Origin of the sequence: Liquorilactobacillus cacaonum DSM 21116 (assembly GCF_001436735.1) — a bacterium.
In the GTDB taxonomy this organism is placed as follows: domain Bacteria; phylum Bacillota; class Bacilli; order Lactobacillales; family Lactobacillaceae; genus Liquorilactobacillus; species Liquorilactobacillus cacaonum.
On record NZ_AYZE01000001.1, the window covers coordinates 34525 to 56376 of the forward strand.

The following is a 21852-nucleotide window of genomic DNA, read 5'->3' on the forward strand; positions in this document are numbered from 1 at the left end:
TATAGGCAAAATATGGTATCGAGAAAATTTACTGATTTGAAGACGATAGAATCTTGAATATAAGACGAGCTAGGCCAAATTAATGTTTGGTCTAGCTTTTCTTGTGTACTTTTTAAGATAGCAAATGTTTTAAATTTATTGGGAAAATCTCAAGACATTCTAGTTGTTATTATTATCATTGTTAAATAACCAACCATTTTTTAGATATTTTTGAAATTGCTCATAGATTGGGGTAAATAAATCAATTTGATCAGGGGAAGCAAGCATTTCTTTTGGAAAAAAGAAACGTTCATCACCCGAAACTTCTCCAGTAATAGCAGCAACAAGCTTACTGATTACGGAAAGTTCAACTAGAGTACCATCATCTTGGAATAATTCAATTTGTGTTTTTTTTCGATTCTGATTTGGTGCATACACATCATAGGGAAGATCGAAGCTATCATTTGTTGCGGTATAATAATCAGAATTGTAACCAGCAGCAGTTACAAAATCACGTAATTTGGGCAACAGTTGCTTTGTTTCTTGAGAAAACCTAGCTGATTTTAAAGGTTTGCGATTTAAAAAACGGCGAGCTAAGTCACTTAGAATTTTATCAGAACTTCTAGACCATTGAATGAAATATGTGTTTAAAACGCCATCATCCAGATGGATGTAATCTTCAACAGAAAAATTATTTTCAAAAAAAGGTAGCAATAGTAACGGTGAGCTAGATTGCGAAAGACGATTATGCTCAAACAAGAATTTAGCTCTTTGGAGCAAGCGATTTAAGATTACCTCCATAGAACGAGAAACTGGATGGAAGTAAACCTGTTGATACATTTGGAAACGGCTTACGATATAGTCTTCGACTGCATGCATTCCACTAATATGGAAGGTAATACCTTTTTCATATGGACGCATAACACGTAAAATTCGTTTTAAATCGAAGGTCCCATAGTTAGTACCTGTATAGTATGAATCTCTGAGTAGATAATCCATGCGATCGGCATCAATCTGACTGGAAATCATTTGGACAACTTGTTGATTTGGATATGTTTTTTGGATGACACTTGCAATTTTTTCTGGAAACTCAGGAGCAACTGCACGTAAAACTTTATTAACTTCTGTAGAAGGAGAGGTTAAAATTGCAACAGTCAAATCTTCATGATTGGTACCAAAAATATGTTCGAAAGTATGCGAGTACGGACCATGGCCAATATCATGTAGCAAAGCAGCGCAAAGAGCAATAAGTCGTTCATTATCATTCCAAAGGCCATCGCCATCTTCTTTTGTAGGATAGTTTCTTTGAAAATTGTCACAAATTTGGCGGGTAATCTCATATACTCCTACAGAATGCGTAAAACGAGAATGTTCTGCACCATGAAATGTACTACTGGCAGTTCCAAGTTGACGAATTCGGCGTAGGCGTTGAAATTCACGAGTATTAATTAAGTCTAGAATGACTTGATGTTGGATATAAATATAACTGTGAATGGGATCTCTTAAAACTTTTTCTCGGTTTAATTTTTTACTTTTATAAATAGTGATGACTAACCCTCCCTTAAACAATAGGACGTTTTGGTAAACTAAGTGTATTATAGCCTAATATAATATTTATTGCATAGTAGCGGATAATAAGTTATAGTTGGTTACTCAGAAAAATGGTATAATATACTGATATAAAAAGAGGTGATTTTTTGAGTAGTGGAACACCTGTTTTAGTAGATCTCAAGACGATAACAAAGCAAAATGGCGAGACTAGTAAGTATGAACGGAAATTTAAGGGTCAAGTTTTTCAAATGGGTAATTCTATGTATCTTAGATATAATGAAGATGACAGTCAAGAAAGTGCAATTGTAACTTTTAAAATTAGTTTTGATGGTGGTATTCAATTAATTCGAAAAACTAACGATATGAGAATGCAGCTTTTTTTTGAAGATAATAAAAGAATAGCTGCAGTTTATCGTACGCCTTATGGAGAAATTCCGATTGAAACAGTCACGCCTGTTTTGAATGTAACTATTGATGAATTACCACTAGTGGGTAATGTGGCAATCAATTATTTTTTGTATAGTAATGGTGAACTTTTAGGAGAATACAAAATTAGATTGCAATTTGTTGGTTAAGAATGTATGATAATATTTAGACTGTAGAAGGGACGTGTACCGTTTGGAGCTAGAAAAATTCAAGGATGCTAACAGAAGTGAACTATCATTGATTGAAGTTGCACATGCAATTTTAAGTCAACGAGGAGATGTTACTCCTTTTGCCGATTTGGTAAATGCTGTGCAAGAATATCTTGGCAAGAGCGACGAGGAGATTAGGGAAAGACTCTCACAATTTTACACTGACTTAAATGTAGATGGTAGCTTTATTTCATTGGGTGATAATCTTTGGGGCTTGCGTTCATGGTATCCGTATGATTCTATTGACGAAGCAGTTGTTCATACTGAGGATGAAGAAACTGATGAGCCAAAGAGTAAAAAACGTAAAAAAGTTAATGCCTTTATGGCTGATGCAAGCGAAGATGATGATGTCATTGATTATAATGATGATGATCCTGAAGATGATGATCTAGACATTGATTACGCAAGTGAAGATGAAGATAATACAGAACTTAAGGAATATAGTAAAGATTTAAATGACATTGATGATTCAGATGATGAAGATGAAGATTTACCAGATGGTATTGAAGGACAGCTAACTGAAATGTCAGATGATGACATTGATGATGAAGAAGAATTGTAATGACTAAAGCTTGACTAAAGTATGCTTTTTGGGTAGAATCTTTATTGGGCACTTCATGTTGTTTAATGAAGTCATTGAACGGTAAGTATACAAGCTCCCTATTCACCAGAATAGGGAGCTTGTTATTTTGTTTTTTATGTACACTTATAGTGTGCTTACCCTGAAAAAATATTCAAAGGAGAATTTTTAATGACCAAATATATTTTTGTGACAGGTGGCGTTGTGTCATCGTTAGGAAAGGGAATCGTTGCAGCTTCTCTTGGAAGATTGTTAAAAAATCGTGGACTAAAAGTTATGATTCAAAAATTCGATCCCTATATTAATGTGGATCCCGGCACAATGAGTCCTTATCAACACGGAGAGGTTTTTGTAACAGATGATGGTACTGAAACAGACTTGGATTTGGGACATTATGAACGTTTTATTGATATTAACTTGAATAAATACTCAAATGTTACAACTGGTAAAATATATTCTGAGGTAATTCGCAAAGAGCGCCGTGGTGATTATCTAGGTGCTACTGTTCAAGTGATTCCTCATATTACGAATATGATTAAAGAAAAAATAATGCGTGCAGGAACCACAACTAATGCTGATGTTGTAATCACAGAGGTTGGAGGAACTGTTGGTGACATTGAGTCATTGCCTTTTTTGGAAGCTTTACGTCAAATGAAAGCAGATGTTGGAAGTGAGAATGTTGTTTATATTCATACAACGTTAGTTCCATATCTTAAAGCTGCTGGTGAAATGAAGACAAAGCCAACACAGCATAGTGTTAAGGAATTGCGTGGCTTAGGGATACAGCCTAATATTTTGGTTGTAAGAACTGAACAACATATTTCTGACAGTATGCGCAACAAAATAGCAAGTTTTTGTGATGTTGAACCAGAAGCTGTGATTGAATCGATGGATGTTGAAACTCTTTATGAAATTCCATTGAATTTAAAATCACAGCACATGGATGATATTGTTTGCAAGTTGTTACACCTTACATCACCAGAGTCTGATATGACTGAATGGGAAGATTTAACGAAGCGAGTTAAAAATTTAAATAGAACAGTAAAAATTGCATTGGTAGGTAAATATGTAAAATTGCCAGATGCGTATATCTCGGTTGCAGAAGCATTGAAACATGCAGGTTATACAATAAATGCAGATATTGAAATTGCATTGTTTGATTCAGAAAAATTAAATGCAAAAAATATTGCTAGCGAACTAGGTTCATACGATGGAATAATTGTCCCAGGTGGTTTTGGTGATCGTGGACTTGAAGGAATGATTGAGTCAATTAAATATGCTCGTGAGAATAATATTCCATTTTTAGGAATATGTTTGGGAATGCAAATGGCATGTATTGAGTTTGCAAGAAATGTTGTTGGGCTAGAGGATGCTAACACAACGGAAGTGGATGCAAAATGTGCTAATAAAATTATTGACCTAATGGCTGACCAAGAAGATGTTGAGGAAATGGGAGGAACACAGCGATTAGGATTGTATCCATGTAAGTTAAAACAAGGTTCAGTTGCAGCCGCAGCATACGATAACCAGGAAGTGATTCAAGAGCGTCATCGTCATCGCTATGAGTTCAATAATGAATATCGTAAGGTATTTATGGAAAATGGGTTAACATTTGCGGGTACATCTCCAGATAATCATTTGGTGGAGGTCGTTGAATTGAGTCAACATAAGTTCTTTGTTGCCGCACAATATCATCCAGAATTTTTATCAAGACCACAACGTCCTGAAGGTTTGTTCCATGCATTTGTAATTGCAAGTTCAAAATAATAGGTGTAAATTAAAAATGGTACAAAAGTAATAAAAAGTGCGTATTGGCCAATGTTTCTTGAGGAGGATAGTTATTTAATTAGTGGGTTAGTGACTGTTGGGAGTGTTTGAAAACTCACAAGTTATAATATGTGCTTGCTTAAATGATTATCTTATTCAATTGATTATTACGATAGTCAGACCGTGTGTGATTTTATTTTTTAAAAAGTTATAATTGTGTTTAACGATTGACCATGCTGATTAGTAGTCAGCTAGCTAGCCAGTATGGTCATAATAGTTACGTTCGGCTTTCAATTTGCTAAACTACAGGAATTATGGTTTTGAACATAAAAATGTGAATTAGGCAAAAAAGAGTAGGAGAAAACTGTTATGGGATTATATATATTAATATTCGCCATAGTTCTAGGAGTTACTCTATTAAGTTTTGGAATAGGTAAAATAAAACAAAAGCGAAAAATTATAGGATACACATTAAGTATCATAGGTACTGCGTTTTTAATTTTTACAGTATATGATGTAGCGATAATAATGCATGCACTTTTTTCCTAGACATAGTATGAACTTGATATTTATGAACACAGGCTTAATCAGTTTGGTAGAAATTTCACACTCAGCGAATAACAGAGTGAGAAAAAGTTGCTGACACGAGATTGTAAATAATGTGGTATTTAACAGCTAATTTTTAATTAACAGGAATATTATAAAAGACTAGATCAGAATATGACTTTTGATTTAGTCTTTTTTTTTCGTAAAATATAGAAGTGAATTATTATTTGAGTCCTTAAAAAGTCATTAGGTTGTTATCGAGATAATGAATAATTGGTAATTTATGTGAAATTCAGCAACTAGTTTAGCTTTTCAATAAATATTTAAGAATAAAATGCTTAAATTAAGATGTTTTTAATTGAAACGGTCCCAGCTATCTTGTAATATAAAAAGAGGCATGTTTTTTGTGCTCAAAGTTGGTGTGCCAAAAATTTAGGCACTTTGTTGTGGATTATATTGACTTGATAATCGAGTGGAGATTTTATAAAAATGAAAAAAATGATTATTAGAGGAGGGCAAAAACTGTCAGGCAAAGTCACGATTGGCGGAGCGAAAAATAGTACAGTTGCCCTTATACCGGCTGCTATTTTAGCAGATACATCGGTAAAATTTGATTCTGTACCAGATATTTTGGATGTACACAATTTGATGTTGATTTTGGAATCAATGAATGTGAAGTCGCTTTTTAATAAAGGTGAACTGGAAATTGATCCAACTAAAATAGAAAATGTTCCTCTACCTGGTGGTGCGATTAAAAGTTTACGCGCATCATATTATTTTATGGGGGCTTTGTTAGGCAAATTTGGGGAAGCAATTGTTGGTTTTCCTGGTGGAGATAATATTGGACCAAGACCAATTGACCAGCATATTAAGGGCTTTAGAGCTTTAGGAGCTCAGGTTGTTGAGGAAAATGATGCTGTTAGAATTACCACTGGAGAAAATGGATTACAAGGTGCGCGGATTTTTTTTGATATTGTCTCTGTTGGTGCAACTATTAATGTTCTTTTAGCCGCGGTTAAAGCAAAAGGTACTACAATTATTGAAAATGCCGCAAAGGAACCTGAAATTGTAGATCTAGCTACTTTTTTAAACAATATGGGCGCACAAATCCGCGGAGCAGGAACAGATGTTATTAGAATAAAGGGAGTTTCAAAATTAGAGGCTACAAATACACATACTATCATTCCAGATAGAATTGAAGCTGGAACCTATTTAGCGTTTGCGGCTGCAAACGGAGAAGGTGTGTTGGTGAAAAATGTTATTACTGAACATTTGGAACCATTTATTGCTAAACTTGTGGAGATGGGAATATATTTGGAAGTAAATGAGGATAGTATTTATGTTAATAGCGGCGAAAATCTAACACCTGTAACTGTTAAGACGTCACCGTTTCCTGGATTTGCTACAGATTTACAACAACCAATAACGCCATTATTAATGAAAGCTAATGGGGAAAGTAAGATTATCGATACATTGTATCCAGAAAGAATTAAGCATATTGCTGAAATGCAAAAAATGGGAGCAATGATTTCAAGTCGGGATGGTGTAATTACAATTGGACATTCTAACAACTTAAGAGGTGCAACTGTGAAGGCAAGTGAAATTAGGGCTGGGGTTGCTCTTCTTGGATTGGCACTAATGTCTAAGGGAGTTACAACAATAACACACGCAGACAATATTTTACGTGGGTATGAGCGAATAATTGATAAATTGCGTGGATTAAATGTTGAAATTGAAATAGTTGACGAATAGTGAATAGATATCGATACTTTAAAGTAAAGGGGAAAAAACTACGGAAAATTTAACATTAGTAGACTTAAAAAATAAAAATTTAAAAGAAATCTATTCTTTTGCACGCAAGTTTAAAATCCCTTATTACAGTCAAATGAATAAAAAAGAGCTATCCTTAGCAATTATTAGAGCTCAGGCACAAGAGCAAGGTTTTTATTATATGTCTGGGGTCTTAGATATATCGTTACAACAAGATGGCTTTGGTTTTTTACGGCCAATTAATTATGGACCTTCGCAAGAAGATATCTATATATCTTCGTCACAGATTAGACGTTTTGGGTTGCGCAACGGAGATATGGTTGCAGGAAAAGTACGGCCTCCTAAACCAAATGAACGTTATTATGGCATGATGCATGTTGATAGTGTTAATGGTAAACATCCAGAAGATGCCAAAGAAAGGCCACATTTTCCTGCGCTAACAGCCCTATATCCAACTAAACAATTACGCTTAGAAACGGAGCATCCAATTTTATCGACACGAATATTGGATTTGTTTGCTCCAATTGGTTTTGGACAGCGAGGATTGATTGTTGCACCACCAAAGGCTGGAAAAACAAGCTTATTGAAGGCAATTGCAAATGGGATTACTAGTAATTTCCCACAGGTTAAATTATTAGTATTATTAATAGATGAACGTCCTGAAGAGGTTACGGATCTTGAGAGAACAATAGACGGAGAAGTTGTTTATTCAACTTTTGATCAGAAACCTGAAAATCACGTCAGGGTATCTGAGCTTGTCTTAGAGCGTGCTATGAGGTTAGTTGAGGACAAACAAGATGTAGTAATTTTATTAGATTCGTTGACGAGACTAGCGAGAGCATACAATTTGGTGGTTCCTCCAAGTGGAAGAACACTTTCTGGTGGGATTGACCCAGCTGCTTTATTCAAGCCCAAAAAGTTTTTTGGAGCAGCCCGAAATATCGAAGAAGGTGGAAGTTTAACAATTTTAGCAACTTCACTTGTTGATACTGGAAGTCGTATGGATGATGTTATTTATGAAGAATTTAAAGGAACGGGTAATCAAGAAATACAACTTGCCCGAGACTTGGCAGAACGGAGAATCTTTCCGGCTGTTGATTTAAAGAAGTCGGGTACTAGAAAAGAAGAGCTTTTACTTCCTGAAGAAAAATTGAACTTTATGTGGAATTTGCGCAAAGAACTAAATGGTGATATTGCAAGACAAGCAGAACAAGTGATTCTTGAAATGAAAAAAACAAAAGATAATAATGATTTTATTGCTAAATTGGAGAGTAAGGTTAGAAAAAAATAAATAGGATTGATAATTGCTTATCTCTTTTATTTGTGTTAAAATGCTTATTGTTGTTGTACAAATGATTAACTCTGACGCAGCAAATGAGTCAGGGCAAAGGAGAGTATAAAATGAGACCAGGAATTCATCCAGACTATCATGAAGTTGTTTTCTTAGATTCATCTACAGGATACAAGTTTATCTCAGGTTCAACTAAGAACTCAGCAGAAACAATCGAATGGGAAGATGGGAATACATACCCATTAATTCGTGTTGAAATTTCAAGTGATTCACATCCATTCTACACAGGTCGTCAGAAGTTCACGCAAGCAGACGGACGTGTTGATCGTTTCAATAAAAAATATGGTTTTGCAAATAAGGAAGACTAATTTTTTGTTGTATACAGTTACAGGCTAGATACGTAACTAGTAAAAAGGCTATGTCAAATTTTATTTTGACGTAGCCTTTTTTGCTGAATTAAATTTAAAAATTAAGAACAAGTTCATAGTTTATTCAGATAAACATGAATTATAAGAACATTTGGTTTGTGGGTCGTAATTTTTTAATCATGTGATTAAGCTGACTTGTGGTAGTTGTCTAATTATGTTTTTTTGTCGCGAAAACAACCCATATGAATCCGGTAAAAATAATAACTGCTGTGGAAAAGAAAACAGCATTGTAGCTCCAATAACCAGAAATCGTGGAACCTAGCAATGGACCCATAACATTGCCAAGAGCTTGGAAGGATTGATTGTAACTAAAAATTCTACCAGTTGCATTTGGAGGGGTGTTCTTGGCCAAAAGTGTTTGAACTGCAGGAATTAAAGCAGCATCGGAGACGCCAATCAATAAGCGTAAAAAGCCAAATTGCCAAACATTAGTTACCAGAGACATTGGGATAAAAACGCAGGTTGCAAATAGCATTCCAATTTTAAGTATTCTTGCGGTCCCGATTTTGTCTCCGAGTTCACCAAAGCGAGGAGCAGCTATTAATGTAGCAAGACCGGGCAAAGATGCAACAATTCCACTTGCAATTGTAATTGGTCCAGAATTTTTCATAAGTTCTCGAACGTATAGACTAATAATTGGACTTATTGAAAAATTTCCTAGTTGAATTATTAAAGTAGCAACGAGCATACCGATAATGATTCTTTTATTTTTTAATTGACTGAAAACTTGCATGGAATTTTGGACATCGGCTTTTTTCACAGGTTCAAAATCTTCGTGAACAAAAAAAAGGCTTAGTAAGAAAACAAGGAATAAAATAATTCCGGTGATGATGAATGTTGGACGATAACCAAAAAGCGAAGCAATCACACCACCAACTAACGGGCCGAAAAGTGTACCTGTAATGTTTCCAGTAATTAAAATTCCCAGTGCTTTACCGCTATTTTTTTTAGGAGTTTCTGTTGCAATTAAAGCATTAGAATTACTGACGTAGCCCGAAAAAACTCCTTGTAGCAGTCTTAGTAATATAAGTTGGTAGACATTGGAAACAAAACCCATTAATGCAATGACAATTGACATTCCAAATGCTGCACGTAGTAACATTAATTTTCGACCTTTACGATCTGCTAACTTACCCCATAAAGGGGAAACAAAGGCCATTACGATGAACATAGCGGAATATGTTAAACCACTATATAAGTTCAACTGCCTTTTTGAAAATTCTCCAAGAGTATCTATATATAATGGAAGAAATGGCATGACTAGACTGAAACCAATTCCAGTCATAAAAGTTCCAAACCATAGAACTAATAAATTTTTTTCCCATGTTTCTTTCTTTCTGAAGAATAGTTTATTTATTTTATTACGCATAACTCCATCTCTTTTCTTTTGGTCAATATTATATTCTCTCCGAAATTTTAGAAGATAGCAAGCTAATCTTTCTTTTTTTAATAAAGCCGAACATTTATGAGAGAATCAGTTTGTTATTTACATTTTTTTTTCAATGTAGTATATTATTAACGGGTTTTATAAAAAAAGCGGATTTTAATGTTCGTGAAAAGGGGTAAGTACTTTGAAAGAGAAAATCGAATCTTATTTTCAAATTAATGAATTAGGATCGACTATTGGTCGTGAACTATTGGCCGGATTTACCACATTTATTTCTATGGCATACATTCTTTTTGTTAATCCTAGTGTTTTAGGTGACTCAGGAATGGACAAGGGAGCTGTATTCACGGCTACAGCAATTGCGAGTGCAATTGGATGTATTTTAATGGGACTATATGCAAAATATCCAATTGCGACAGCTCCAGCACTTGGAATTAATGCATTTTTTACGTATTCAGTTTGTATAGGGATGAAGGTTCCTTGGCAAACAGCTTTAGCAGGTGTTTTTGTGGCATCAGTTATATTCTTGCTAATTACGATTTTTAAACTGCGTGAATTAATTATCGATGCAATTCCTGCCAATTTAAAATATGCAATTTCTGCTGGTATAGGATTGTTTATTGCTTTTATAGGGTTAGAAGATGGTGGAATAATTGTAGCAGATAAATCTACATTAGTCGCTTTGGGTAGTTTTTCTGGTACAACTTGGTTAACCATTTTTGGATTGATTGTTACTGCAATTTTATTAGTTCGCCGTATTCCAGGAAATATTTTTATTGGTATGGCAGCAACAGCGATTTTAGGAATTATTACTAATATGATTAAATTACCTAGTTCTGTAGTGTCTAGTGCTCCTAGCTTGAAACCAACTTTTTTAGTTGCATTACACCATATCGGTGATATTAATTCATTACAATTAGTTGTCGTTGTACTTACTTTCTTGTTGGTTACGTTCTTTGATACTGCTGGAACATTAGTTGGATTGGCTCAACAAGCTGGTTTTATGAAAGACAATAAGATGCCAAGAGTTGGTAAAGCATTATTATCAGATTCAACAGCGATGACTGCTGGAGCTTTGCTAGGAACTTCACCTGTAGGAGCTTATGTTGAGTCCTCTGCTGGAATTGCTGTTGGTGGACGTTCAGGATTAACTGCAGTTGTAACAGGAATTTTATTTATTTTTGGAATGTTCTTTTCACCACTTTTGAGTGTCGTTACGAATCAAGTAACAGCACCAGCCTTAATTATTGTTGGAGTTTTGATGGCTCAGAACATGAAAAAAGTTGAGTGGGAAAAGATGGAAATTGCAATTCCTTCATTTCTTATTTTATTAGGAATGCCTCTAACTTATAGTATTTCTGATGGATTGGCACTTGGGATAATAGCATATCCAGTCACTATGATTGCTTCCAAAAGAGGAAAAGAAGTTCACCCGATTATGTATATTTTATTCTTTGTGTTTATAGGTTTTTTCTGGATTTTAAATAATTAGTGAAAAAAACGACCGATTGGAAGAGTTGGCTTACTAAAAGAATTTTCTGACTATTCTAGTTAAATAGAGGGACTAAACCGAAATGATATGTTTCGATTTAGTCCCTTTTAATACACTGACAGTTATTTTCTTTTTGCAGTGTATAGTTTTATGTTTGGTGTAAAAAACAGCCAGAAAGACTTGGTTTTATCTTTCTATTTTTTTTGCATCAGCATCAAGGCGTGCAAAGCCTGATCCATCTTTTTTCACGGGATGTTTTGCGCGTTCCTCTAAGGCTTTGCGAGCCAATGCTTTCTTTTCTTCTTTACTCAACTTTTGTGACATTGTAATCGCCTCTTTTTTTGGAATCGACACGTGGCTTTTGTCCCACAACTTTATTCTAGTCCAAAAGCCAAAGAAATTCAAAAAAATAATGATGTAAAAATAAGATCATTATATAAAATTTATCTTTTGTTGGAAAGCATCTACCTGTAAAATGGGTGGTATAAATAAAATTCGAATTGGAGATGAATAAATGATTGCTTTTTATAGAACCAATGATCTAGAATCCATAGTTTATAGGGATGCTCTTGAAATTAGAAAAAATGTTTTTGTGGTTGAACAAGGGGTTCCAGAAAATATGGAAATTGATAGCGAAGAATTAGCAGTGCATTATGTGGGATATGTAGACTCTAAGGCAGTAGTAACAGCACGGACAGTTAATGAAGAAGATGGTGCTTGGCATATTCAACGAGTTGCGACTTTAAAAGAGTATCGTAGTAAAGGGTATGCTAAAGAAATAATGAAATGTATTGAAGAAATTGCAATAAATGAAGATATACATTATTTGACATTAGGAGCACAAGACCAAGCCCAGGATTTTTATATCAAGCTAGGTTTTAATGTTTCTGGAGAAGGATTTTATGATGCCGGAATTGCGCATCATAAAATGACAAAAACTCTACGTTGATTTATTGGAAAGTTATGTTATAATAATTTTATGCGATGAGTCGAAGTAATCAGACGAATTTATTCGTTCCGCTGTGGCGGCTAGTGATTTTTTTCGAACGGGACACATATACTGGCGGATTTCCAGTGTGTTTGTAGGTGTTCATTGTGGAGTGACCCTACTATCACTTTAAGTAGTGATACCGGTTAATAAGCCATAACAAAACATTAGTTTTTGTTATGGCTTATTTTTTAAATTATGGATTAAAAAAATACCGCAGAATATAATTTAGATTTGTGCCTTTAATGTGGTATAACTGGCTTTATAATATTAAACAAATTTGCTATGATATGGAAAAGGATATTCGTTGGTTAGCCTTACTTGATGTGTTGCTATTTTTAATAGTGTATGGAATTACTTAAAGTTTAGGTAGTAATTAATTAGAGTTGAACTGACAATTTTTTAATATAATTATGGAGGAATTTACAATGATTTGGATTATTATTATTGTGGTTATTGTATTGCTTATTTTGGGATATGTCGCTCTTTATAATGGGTTACAAACTGCTAAGGTATATACAGAAGAATCTTGGAGCCAAATTGATGTACAGCTTAAGCGGAGAAATGATTTAATACCTAACCTTGTGGAGACAACAAAAGGTTATGCTAAGCATGAAAAAGAGACCTTTGCTAAGGTAGTTGAATTAAGGAATCAAATGGTTCAATTACCTGCAGATGCACATGAGGAAAAAATGGAGGTTTCTAATCAACTTTCAGGGACATTAAAGTCTATTTTTGCGTTAGCAGAAAGTTACCCTGATTTAAAAGCTAACCAAGAATTTACGAAGTTGATGGAAGAACTAACGAATACAGAAAATAAGATTGCATATTCACGTCAGCTATTTAATTCTTCAGCCGCTTCATATAATCAAAAACTGATGACATTTCCTTCCAATATGGTTGCAAAAGCACATGGCTTGGAAAAGGTTAATTATTTAGAAGTTCCAGCCGAGGAAAAGATTGCACCTAAAGTGTCATTTGAATAAAATTTTGTTGAAGGAGTTTTGAAGATGTTATTTCAGCAAATAGCACGAAACAAAAGAAGAACATTGTATGTAATGATTGCTTTTTTTCTATTAGTAATTTTGATAGGTGCTTCGATTGGTTATGTTTTTTTTAATAGCACTGGCGCGGGAATTTTATTAGCTGCTGTTATTGGTACTTTTTATATGTTGTCTATGCTTGCACGTTCAACTGATATTGTAATGGGGATGAATAATGCGAAGGAAATTAAACAAGAGAGTGATTTCCCTGAATTATGGCATATTATTGAGGATATGGCACTGGTAGGTAAAGTTCCTATGCCAAGAGTATTTACAATTGATGATGAAAGTCCAAATGCATTTGCGACAGGCAGAGACCCTGAACATTCTGCTGTTGCAGTTACTAAAGGGTTGCTTACACGACTAAATCGTGAAGAATTAGAAGGGGTAGTAGCTCACGAAGTTTCACATATTAGAAACTATGATATTCGGTTGCAAACAACCGCTTTGGCTCTTGTTTCTGTAATTTCAGCATTGGTGAATATTGGTTATAATTCTTTTTGGTGGGGAGGAGACCGTAGAAGAGACAATGACAAAAATGGGATAGCGGTATTACTGTCAATTGTTTTGCTAATACTTGGGCCAATAGCTGCTTCTTTGGCACAAATGGCATTATCGCGTAATCGCGAATTTCTTGCTGATGCATCTGCGATAGAGTTGACTCGTAATCCACAAGGACTTATTAGTGCACTTGAAAAGATTTCTAGTAGTGAACCAATGCAATCAGCAGATCCTAGTAGCTCTTCTTTGTATATTGCGAATCCGTTTAAAGGCGATTCGTGGACTCACCTATTTGATACACATCCCCCGACAGATGAACGAATTGCTCGGTTAAAGAAAATGTAATATTTTATAAGTAGAATAGAGGATTGGTAATGCGAAATAATCTTGTATATGTTCATGTTGAGAAGGTATCTCATTTAACGTTGACGTATGGGATTTCAAATTTAGATTTTTTTAGAGGTGTGGAACTAAAGCCACAAAATTTATTGTCACTTAATAATGTAGATCCAAATCAAGAGATAGATATTTATTCTGGATTTAATATGTTTTTAGAGGATACAGATGTAAAAAAATTTTTGACCAGAAATACAGAACAAAATATTAATTGGATTGATTTTGATGAAGTCAATGATTTAGAGGCATTAACACCGCGTGAAGTAGCTGAATTATTGTATTTGGGACATGCATATACACATATAAAATCGCCTTTTTATTACAAATTACAAAATAATTATGTATATTTAACTTTACCTAATGGTGCAAAAAAGGTATACTATCGTTATTTGCCACACTTTTATCAAGTTCTCGCAACTAGCCTAACCAACAAGGTGGCTGATATATATCGAGAAAAAAAGTCATTTTTAAGATCTCGACATCATTTTCAGAATATGAGTGTTGAAATTATCAAAAGTATTGATGACTTACTTGTGAATGGTATGGTGTTTGATTTTGGGGGACTAAAAATTAAAGGTCAAGAATTAATCGTTCCTTTCTTATTGGCTCCAGATTCTGTATATCAATTAAAGTGGCATGAGCCCACTATGTTGATTGAAAAATCACAATTTGTAGGGGAATTAAGGTACTATTTGGACAAGGCGGAGTGGAAATTTAATATTTTAGTGCCAGAATTAATTGAAAATGATTTAAGTCTGTAGTCATGTGTCATTTTAATAAAGTATTAATACTATGTGGCAGAATTATTATTACGTTGGCAAATAGCTAGAGGTACTCAGATGATGAGAGTATTAGAAACCAATAAATAATTGCTGCCTTATTTTGCGTTTAATTTAAGATGTTTTATTTTTTGTGATACAATGGCATAGGACAATTTTAATGGAGATGCTGTGCATGTTATTATTTTGGCTAAGAAAATTAGCCTTTTTGGCAGTATGTCATGAAGGGAAGAGTTTTAAATGAAGATGCGATTAGCAGAGATTGCGAAAGCTCTAGAAGTTACACCAAAAGAAGAATGGGAAGAAATAGTGGTGACAAGTATTTCTTTTGATACACGTTCGTTAAAACCTGGTGCTTTATTTGTTCCGTTAGTTGCAGAACATGATGGTCATGATTATGTTGAAAGAGCAGCTGAGAATGGTGCGGTTGCAACGTTGTGGCAAGAAGGACATGTTGAAAATACACGTATAATTCCAAAATTGGTAGTAGCTGATAATTTGCAGGCTTTGCACAAACTTGCGCATTATTATCTTCAGAAGATTAATCCTAAAGTTGTCGCTATTACGGGGAGTAATGGAAAAACAACGACAAAGGATATGGTAGCAGCTATTCTAAGTCAAAGATTCAATGTACAAAAGACACACGATAACTTTAATAATTTTATTGGTGTACCGATGACTGTTTTGTCGATGGAGCCAAATACTGAAGTTTTAGTCGTTGAAATGGGAATGGATCACTTTGGTGAGTTAGAGAAACTCAGTTTGCTTGTGGAACCTGATGTTGCAGTTATCACAATGATTGGTGAAGCGCATATTGAATTTTTTGGAACTAGAGAAAAAATTGCAGATGCAAAAATGGAAATAACTCATGGACTAAAAGAAGATGGAGTATTTGTGTATAACGGTGATGAACCTTTGCTTACCCAAAGAGCAAAGAATATTGAACAAAAAACAATTACTTTTGGAACTTCGGAGCATGTTGAAGTACGTGCGTTAAATGTTGTTAGTAGTGATAAAAAAACTAGTTTTAGAGTTGCAAAATGGAGTAATAAAAACTTTGTGATTCCAATGATTGGTTCCTATAATGTTACTAACGCAATTGCTGCATTGAGTGTCGGAGATTTTTTCCATATTACAGTCGATGAAATGGAGAAAGCTCTCAATTCTTTTGTTTTAACAAAAAATAGAACACAGTGGTTAGTTGGGAAAAAAGGTGAGCAAATATTAAGTGATGTTTATAATTCCAATCCGACTGCTGCCAAACTAGTTATTAATGCTTTTTCGAATGCTCCAACAAATGGAAAACGAATTTTGGTTATTGGAGATATGCTTCAACTTGGAGCAAATTCAAAAGAGATGCATGAAAGCTTAGCTGATGTTATTAATCCAAAGAAAATTGAGAGTGTATATTTTTGTGGGGAAGAAGTTAAGTATTTGGCTACAAAGTTAGCAGCAAAGTTTGAAGAAAATCAACTTCATTTGTATAAGACAACTGATAAAGATGGCTTAGTTAAGGCATTACAAAAAGAAGTGAATGTTAATGACTTGTTATTGTTAAAAGGAAGTCATGGAATACATCTGGAGAGTGTACTAGAACAATTAATATAGAGAAATTAGCTTTTTATATAACAGGAGGAAATAATTTTTGAAATTTACAGAACTTGGTCTTTCAGAAAATATCTTAAAGGCAATAAACCGTAGTGGGTTTGAAGAAGCAACACCTATTCAGGCAGAAACAATCCCCTTGGTTTTGAAAGGAAAAGATGTTATTGGACAAGCTCAAACAGGTACAGGAAAGACTGCAGCTTTTGGGTTACCAATATTAAATCAAATTGATACAAAAGTAAACGAGATACAGGCAGTAATTGTGTCACCAACGCGTGAGTTAGCAATTCAAACACAAGAAGAATTATACCGATTAGGACGTGATGAACGTGCAAAGGTACAAGTTGTGTATGGTGGTGCAGATATCCGACGCCAGATAAACTCATTAAAGAAGGCTCCACAAATTTTAGTGGGTACACCAGGACGTTTGTTGGATCATATTAGAAGAAGAACAGTTAAATTGGATTCTGTAAAAATGATGGTTCTTGATGAAGCGGATGAAATGCTTGATATGGGATTTGTAGAAGATATTGAAAGTATCATCAAAGCTGTTCCAAGTGAACGTCAAACTTTGTTATTTTCTGCAACAATGCCTCCAGCAATTTTGAAAATCGGCGAGAAGTTTATGCAAAATCCAAGTATTGTTAAAATCAAAGCTAAAGAATTAACAACAGATTTAGTTGATCAATACTATGTTAAATCAAGAGATTTTGAAAAATTCGATACAATGACTAGAATTCTTGATGTACAAGCGCCAGAGTTAACAATTGTTTTTGGTAGAACCAAGCGACGTGTTGATGAGTTGTCGAAGGGTCTCGAAGCGAGAGGATATAATGCCAAGGGAATTCATGGTGATTTGTCTCAGCAACGTCGTATGAGCATTTTAAAGCAATTTAAGGCTGGCAAACTTGATATATTGGTTGCAACTGATGTGGCAGCTCGTGGATTAGATATTTCAGGTGTAACGCATGTTTATAACTATGATATTCCACAAGACCCAGAAAGTTATGTGCATCGTATTGGACGTACAGGACGTGCGGGGCGCCATGGGGTCTCTGTTACATTTGTAACACCAAATGAGATGGATTATTTACGTGTAATTGAGAATCTTACTAAAAAACGTATGAGTAATTTAAAGCCACCTACAGAACAAGAAGCATTTAATGGGCAGATATCTTCAGCAATTGATGATATTGATACACTTATTAAAAAAACAGATACACAAAAGTTTCAACAACAAATTGATATTTTAACTGAAAAATATGAAACGACAGACTTGGTTGCTGCGTTACTTAATGTGATGACTAAGGATGCTGCTAACGAAGTGCCTGTTAAAATTACACCAGAACGTCCATTACCAAGACGGAAGAAGGCATCTGCTGGTCATTATGATCGTAACCGTAGAAGTGGTAAGAGTGGTGGTTACCAAAGAAGAGATAATAAAACAGGCAGTCACAAGAGTAGTAGCAATAGTAGCAGTAGTCGTAAACCTAAAAAAGATCAGAACAGAGATAAATTTAATCGAGACAATAAAAAGAAAAGAAAGTTTACGATTAGAACAAAAGAAGGTTAATCACGTGTGCTAGGTTACTATAGTAGAATTTCTTGACTAACTTCGGAGTATAGTAATAAAAAATTTTTGACTATTAGGTAATTAGGGGAGACCTTAATTCTATCCAGTAATGATGTGTTAATAATTAATTTTTATTCAGAATTAGAAGGTAACTTACTTCTGATTCTGTTTTTTTATTAATCATTTTCAGAAGAAAAAAGTTTAAAATATAGTAGAATAAAGTTAGAAATTATTGATTTATACAGTCCTTTTTTGAATCAATGAATTGTGGTAATATAATTTGCAGAGTATGATATGGTAAGGTTAATTGAAGAGGATGAGAAATTTGATTCGTGGAATTGGAGTAGATATAACGGAAATTGATCGAATTGGAGCTGCACAAGAAAGACATCAAAATTTCGCAACAAAAATTTTGACAGAAGAAGAATTGTCTTATTTTAAAAAACTTAGTATGCAGAGAAAAAATGAATATTTGGCTGGTCGTTTTTCCGCTAAAGAGTCTTACAGTAAAGCATTTGGCACAGGCATTGGGAAAAAGATTAGTTTTCAGGACGTTGAAATTTTGAATGATCCAACAAGTGGTAAGCCGACTATAACGAGGCAACCGTTTAAGGATGGGAAAGCACATATTTCAATTTCACATACTGATAGATTAGTGATGACGGAAGTAATCTTGGAAAGTAATTAATTGTAAGGGAAGTCTTAGAAATGGTCGTTGGTTTTCATAGAAGAACATATGCAAAAATTGATTTAAATGCTATTAAACACAATATTTCAGTAGAAAAAGAAAAGATGGATTCTAATCAAAAGCTGTTCGCAGTTGTAAAAGCTAACGCATATGGTCATGGAATCGTTGAGGTTGCTAAGGTTGCACATGAAGTGGGAGTAGAAGGCTATTGTGTTGCAATCATTGATGAAGCATTAGCATTACGCCAAGCGGACTTAAATGAACTTATTTTAGTTCTTGGAGTTACTCCTTTTGAGTATGCACCGTTAATGGCAGAAAATGATATTTCCACAGCAGTGGGTGACATAGATTTTTTGAAGAATGCTCAGAAGTTACTAGAACAAAGAAAACTTAGATTATCGATTCATTTAGCATTGGATACCGGAATGGGAAGAATAGGTTTTAGGAATCAAGAAGAATTGCAAGCGGCTGTTGATTTTATAAACCAATATTCGAATCAGTTTAATTTTGAAGGGATTTTCACCCATTTTGCAACTGCCGATTCAAAAAAAAGAGATGCGGTTGATTATTATGACAAACAACTTAAAAAATTTAAAAACCTTGAGACGTGTTTGAAAACACTTCCTAGATATGTCCATGTGGCAAATTCTGCGGCGTCAATCTGGCATAAGGAATGTGGAGGAAATACAGTTCGATTTGGAATATCGATGTACGGATTAAATCCATCTGGGAGAGAATTGGATAGTCCGGATTTTAAGTTAGCATTTAGTCTTATGAGTGAGATTGTAGCTATTAAGGAAATAAATAAAGGAGACTCGATAGGCTATGGTAAAACATATACTGCAAAAGACTCTGAATGGATTGCGACAGTTCCAATTGGATATGCGGATGGCTGGTCACGAAAAATGCAAGGGTTCAAAGTTTTAATAAATGGCTTTTTTTGTGAGATAGTTGGAAGAGTATGCATGGACCAAATAATGGTGAGAGTTCCACAAGAATATAAAGTAGGGACTGCTGTTACTTTAATTGGTAAAGATAGTAACAAAAAAATTACACCTCAAGAAGTTGCAGATCAAATGAATACTATACATTATGAAGTTTTATGTTTGATTTCAGAACGTGTACCAAGAATTTATTAAAAAATAACTAAGGTTTTAATGTTACATCAGTGGAAAACTGTGTTATGATTAGTGGATAAATTACGGTTGGGGGTCACAAAATGGCATATCATTTTGAGAGTATGGCAGAAAAGATTAATAATGATTCAAGTGAAAGAATATCTATATATTGTGATTATTATTCTATCAATCAGCAAGAATTAGAAAAAGATAATATGGTTGCTGAATATGTAGAAGCACACCGTCATATTTTAGATGAATTAATTAATGGTTATAAGGAAATGGGACCGTTAAACAAAAAGATTTGTGATGAATTTATAGGCTGTGATTGTGAAACGGAATATGAGAATAAAGATCGAGGGGTTATATGACAACTGAGGATGTTAAACGTGGTGATATTTTTTATGCGGATTTATCACCTGTCGTTGGCTCAGAACAGGGGGGGATGCGTCCTGTTTTGATTGTACAAAATAATATTGGAAATCGGTACAGCCCTACCGTTATTGTTGCTGCAATAACAGCAAAAATACAAAAGCCTAAAATGCCAACTCATGTTGGTTTAAAAGCAGCAGAAGTTGGCATTGAAAAAGATTCAGTCGTTTTGTTAGAACAAATCAGAACAATTGATAAGCAACGATTAAAGGATAAAATAACACATATAAGTGAAACCGAAATGAATGAAATTAATCAAGCATTAGATGTCAGTTTAGGACTGACAGATATACATAGCAGATAAGACAATAGGTTATCATTTTCAGAAATATTATGATTTGAGTCAGAATATTGATTTCAAGGGTGTACGATATAATTAATGTACTGGTGATTGGTTGAACAAATAGAGGAACCGGGTCAAAATTAGATTTTGACCCGGTTCCTCTATTTGTTTGTAACAGAAAGTGTATTGAAAATACTCGATCTTTTGTTATTTGGTGTCACACTCTGTTTTTAACTAGATTAAATTCGCTAATATCCAGCAAGGAAGTTCTTATGTTCGATTTACGAACGTAAATCTTCTATTTCTGAGACTGTGAAACTCTTTCTTTCTAGATTTGAGATTATCTTTTCAAGTTTTTCAGAAGTTACATCTGCAGGTAATGTGAATAAAGTTCGATGGACAAGATCTTTTTCTTCAACATCTAGGGTAATACAACTTGCAATAGCTGTATACTTTGTGATTATTTTCGACATTTCTACCAAATCTCCACGTTCGTCAGAGGAAATAACGGTTAAAACATAACTACCAATATCAATATTCCAAGATTGAGAAAGCATGTTTAGCAAGCTTGAGTGTGTTAAAATACCATAGAAAAAATTCTGTTCATCAAGCACAGCAATGTAAGGCAAGTCTTTAATTGAAAAGAAAATATTAAAAAAAGCAGAATCTAGAGTTACAAATTTTGTAGCATTTTTCAGTAAATATGTGACAGGTAGACTCATGTCGCCACCACGTGACTTATGGCGATATATGTGCATTTTATAAATATTTCCACGAAAAATTTGACCAGTTTCATCGAGTATAGGAACACATCTGTAACCAGAATCTTCTAAAATATCAAGGGCTTGTTCTAGTGTAACATCTTCACGAACAGTAGTTAAATTTTTCTTTGGTTGAACCAAGGATTTAAATAGCATATATTATTTCCTCCATTAATTAAAAACTTCTAATCTATATTATCATAAAATTATATTAAAAGGAGAATTGAAATGAAAATTTTACAATTTATTCAGAATTTAT

Annotated in this window: 21 protein-coding genes; 17 read left to right on the top strand and 4 right to left on the bottom strand. The window is 34.2% G+C overall.

Annotated features, from left to right (window positions below; all coding sequences use genetic code 11):
• Window positions 1-159: 159 nt before the first annotated feature.
• Entirely contained in the window at window positions 160-1548 is a 1389-nt protein-coding gene (locus FC80_RS00170) for an HD domain-containing protein (RefSeq protein ID WP_338038069.1), read from the bottom strand.
• 128 nt (window positions 1549-1676) lie between these two features.
• Between FC80_RS00170 and FC80_RS00175 the strand changes: the two genes are divergently transcribed.
• The 6 genes from FC80_RS00175 (at window position 1677) to FC80_RS00205 (ending at window position 8487) form a co-directional block, all read left to right on the top strand.
• Complete coding sequence (locus FC80_RS00175; protein WP_057828129.1) at window positions 1677-2105, top strand: YwiB family protein; 429 nt, start codon at window positions 1677-1679, stop codon at window positions 2103-2105.
• 43 nt (window positions 2106-2148) lie between these two features.
• Entirely contained in the window at window positions 2149-2727 is a 579-nt protein-coding gene (gene rpoE / locus FC80_RS00180; protein ID WP_057828130.1) for a DNA-directed RNA polymerase subunit delta, read from the top strand.
• A gap of 189 nt (window positions 2728-2916) precedes the next feature.
• On the top strand, window positions 2917-4512 hold the full coding sequence (locus tag FC80_RS00185) for a CTP synthase (protein ID WP_057828131.1): 1596 nt from the start codon (window positions 2917-2919) through the stop codon (window positions 4510-4512).
• A gap of 1035 nt (window positions 4513-5547) precedes the next feature.
• Window positions 5548-6810: a UDP-N-acetylglucosamine 1-carboxyvinyltransferase gene (locus tag FC80_RS00195; protein ID WP_057828133.1), complete on the top strand. Its 1263-nt coding sequence runs from the start codon at window positions 5548-5550 to the stop codon at window positions 6808-6810.
• A gap of 88 nt (window positions 6811-6898) precedes the next feature.
• Complete coding sequence (rho, locus tag FC80_RS00200; RefSeq protein WP_057828134.1) at window positions 6899-8119, top strand: transcription termination factor Rho; 1221 nt, start codon at window positions 6899-6901, stop codon at window positions 8117-8119.
• Window positions 8120-8229: 110 nt separating this feature from the next.
• Window positions 8230-8487, top strand: coding sequence for a type B 50S ribosomal protein L31 (locus FC80_RS00205; protein WP_057828135.1), 258 nt, complete (start codon window positions 8230-8232; stop codon window positions 8485-8487).
• Between the two features lie 208 nt (window positions 8488-8695).
• Here FC80_RS00205 and FC80_RS00210 read toward each other — a convergent pair whose 3' ends face one another.
• Complete coding sequence (locus tag FC80_RS00210) at window positions 8696-9916, bottom strand: multidrug efflux MFS transporter (RefSeq protein WP_057828136.1); 1221 nt, start codon at window positions 9914-9916, stop codon at window positions 8696-8698.
• Between the two features lie 202 nt (window positions 9917-10118).
• On the opposite strand from FC80_RS00210, the gene FC80_RS00215 reads away from it, so the two are divergent.
• A complete protein-coding gene (locus FC80_RS00215) occupies window positions 10119-11426 on the top strand; it encodes an NCS2 family permease (protein ID WP_057828137.1) in 1308 nt (435 codons plus the stop codon).
• Window positions 11427-11612: 186 nt separating this feature from the next.
• Here FC80_RS00215 and FC80_RS09575 read toward each other — a convergent pair whose 3' ends face one another.
• Window positions 11613-11750 (bottom strand): hypothetical protein, encoded by a 138-nt coding sequence (locus tag FC80_RS09575; protein WP_169790537.1) that lies wholly within the window; start codon window positions 11748-11750, stop codon window positions 11613-11615.
• Window positions 11751-11940: 190 nt separating this feature from the next.
• Here FC80_RS09575 and FC80_RS00220 point away from each other — a divergent pair, with 190 nt between their 5' ends.
• The 10 genes from FC80_RS00220 (at window position 11941) to FC80_RS00265 (ending at window position 20853) form a co-directional block, all read left to right on the top strand.
• Window positions 11941-12375 carry a GNAT family N-acetyltransferase gene (locus FC80_RS00220; protein ID WP_057828138.1) on the top strand — a complete coding sequence of 145 codons (435 nt, stop codon included), beginning with the start codon at window positions 11941-11943 and terminating at the stop codon, window positions 12373-12375.
• Between the two features lie 467 nt (window positions 12376-12842).
• The gene (locus FC80_RS00225; protein ID WP_057828139.1) at window positions 12843-13400 is read left to right on the top strand and encodes a LemA family protein; all 558 of its coding nucleotides are present in this window, start codon (window positions 12843-12845) and stop codon (window positions 13398-13400) included.
• A 24-nt stretch (window positions 13401-13424) separates the two neighbouring features.
• Window positions 13425-14303, top strand: coding sequence for a zinc metalloprotease HtpX (gene htpX, locus FC80_RS00230; protein ID WP_057828140.1), 879 nt, complete (start codon window positions 13425-13427; stop codon window positions 14301-14303).
• 29 nt (window positions 14304-14332) lie between these two features.
• Window positions 14333-15115, top strand: coding sequence for a hypothetical protein (locus FC80_RS00235; protein WP_057828141.1), 783 nt, complete (start codon window positions 14333-14335; stop codon window positions 15113-15115).
• Between the two features lie 258 nt (window positions 15116-15373).
• The gene (locus FC80_RS00240) at window positions 15374-16741 is read left to right on the top strand and encodes a UDP-N-acetylmuramoyl-tripeptide--D-alanyl-D-alanine ligase (protein ID WP_057828142.1); all 1368 of its coding nucleotides are present in this window, start codon (window positions 15374-15376) and stop codon (window positions 16739-16741) included.
• Window positions 16742-16778: 37 nt separating this feature from the next.
• Window positions 16779-18311, top strand: a complete 1533-nt coding sequence (gene cshA, locus FC80_RS00245; RefSeq protein WP_057828143.1) for a degradosome RNA helicase CshA — start codon at window positions 16779-16781, stop codon at window positions 18309-18311.
• 325 nt (window positions 18312-18636) lie between these two features.
• The gene (gene acpS / locus FC80_RS00250) at window positions 18637-18999 is read left to right on the top strand and encodes a holo-ACP synthase (protein ID WP_057828144.1); all 363 of its coding nucleotides are present in this window, start codon (window positions 18637-18639) and stop codon (window positions 18997-18999) included.
• 20 nt (window positions 19000-19019) lie between these two features.
• Window positions 19020-20138: an alanine racemase gene (gene alr / locus FC80_RS00255; RefSeq protein ID WP_057828145.1), complete on the top strand. Its 1119-nt coding sequence runs from the start codon at window positions 19020-19022 to the stop codon at window positions 20136-20138.
• A gap of 80 nt (window positions 20139-20218) precedes the next feature.
• Window positions 20219-20488, top strand: a complete 270-nt coding sequence (locus tag FC80_RS00260; protein ID WP_057828146.1) for a hypothetical protein — start codon at window positions 20219-20221, stop codon at window positions 20486-20488.
• Window positions 20485-20853, top strand: a complete 369-nt coding sequence (locus FC80_RS00265) for a type II toxin-antitoxin system PemK/MazF family toxin (RefSeq protein ID WP_057828147.1) — start codon at window positions 20485-20487, stop codon at window positions 20851-20853. The genes FC80_RS00260 and FC80_RS00265 overlap by 4 nt, the downstream gene beginning before the upstream one ends.
• A gap of 260 nt (window positions 20854-21113) precedes the next feature.
• On the opposite strand, the gene cbpA is transcribed toward FC80_RS00265, so the two are convergent.
• Window positions 21114-21749: a cyclic di-AMP binding protein CbpA gene (gene cbpA, locus FC80_RS00270; protein ID WP_057828148.1), complete on the bottom strand. Its 636-nt coding sequence runs from the start codon at window positions 21747-21749 to the stop codon at window positions 21114-21116.
• Between the last annotated feature and the right edge of the window lie 103 nt (window positions 21750-21852).